Source organism: Vibrio sp. Vb0937 (assembly GCF_033338855.1).
Genome location: NZ_JAWOTK010000344.1, coordinates 1 through 1,153, shown reverse-complemented (window position 1 = coordinate 1,153; position 1,153 = coordinate 1). Strand labels below are relative to the sequence as shown.

Below are 1,153 nucleotides of genomic sequence, written 5' to 3'. Positions count from 1 at the left end.
CAAAGCATTAATAATAAGTTGCTTAATATCGTTGTGTAACTGTTCCACTGGGACCTGCTTATCAATAAAAGTTTTCTGGAAAAATGTTGTCAGCTAAGTGCTGTTGTAAGCGTCGAGCCGCTATCGTTGGTGACGTAGTTTGCTTTATAAAGGGCTCAATCTCAACTTTATCCTTAACTTCAATTTTGAAAAAGGGCTTTGTTGTTGGCACCTGATACCATTTTTTCTCTTTTGTGAGAAAGCTCGGTGTCACCGTAATATGTACGACTCTTAAATCTCGTTCTGTTCTTACTGCAATTTGCGCCGCGCCACGTTGCAACTTAGGTTTTATGCCTGGTGTTGTTCTTGTGCCTTCAGGAAATATAAGCAACACGTTGCCTTTATTAAATCGTTCTTCACAAAGTGCTAATAAATCATCTGGCGCTTCGTTTGGAATATATCCGGCCGCTTTTACAATATGCTTCATAAAAGGATTCGACCAAATTGCGGACTTTACTAAACAATCACAGCGATTTAATTGTGAGGCGATTAAAACGTAATCAATTAAACTCGGATGATTGGCAACAATTAAACAATTTCGGTCTTGTTGAAGAAGGTCTGCGCCAATAATTTCATAATCAATCGCCCCGCTGAACTTCATTAATTTACAGAATGTGTTGAAAGAATATTGAATCGCGCCTTGAACTTTATATTCACGTTCAGTTTGGTCAGAGACAAAAATACGAATAGTTGGAATCACGATAAAGCTCAGCGCTAAACCACCCAAACCAAATACCGAAAAACAGAAACCCGTGGCGAGCACGCGCCAATACTGATTTAAGCGATTCATTGTTTGCGCCATTCCCAAGATTGCTGTGGGGCATGGATGGTCCACTGAGTTTTGTCTGACAAGTAGTGCTGCAAAAACGCTAAGCCTTGTGGCAAAAGGTGGCCTTGTGTTTCTACGCTGTGGCTGCTGCGCAACGTAAAATCATCACCGTTTGATAGCACCAAACCTAAGCCAAAGCCCGGATATTGCTGCTGTTCAAATTCGGCGTAGGATTCAGGTAAAGGTTCATCAAAGTCGACCAGCAGAACTTTCTTATCTGGACTGTCTGCTAAAAATAGCCACGCTTCTAATATCGCGCTTTGGAATGTATTTTCCGATGCCGCA

Annotated in this window: 2 protein-coding genes; both read right to left on the bottom strand. The window is 41.4% G+C overall.

The window, feature by feature from the left end:
• Positions 1-61: 61 nt before the first annotated feature.
• Positions 62-829, bottom strand: coding sequence for a lysophospholipid acyltransferase family protein (locus R7P67_RS25575; RefSeq protein ID WP_015296424.1), 768 nt, complete (start codon positions 827-829; stop codon positions 62-64).
• Positions 826-1,153, bottom strand: a 328-nt coding sequence (locus R7P67_RS25570) for a beta-ketoacyl synthase chain length factor (RefSeq protein WP_318086417.1), incomplete at its 5' end; no start/stop codon positions are given. The genes R7P67_RS25575 and R7P67_RS25570, both read right to left, overlap by 4 nt.

What these genes read in the sequence shown, in the direction of transcription:
- R7P67_RS25575 (WP_015296424.1), bottom strand. Translation starts at nt 829, where the DNA reads ATGAATCGCTTAAATCAGTATTGGCGCGTGCTCGCCACGGGTTTCTGT.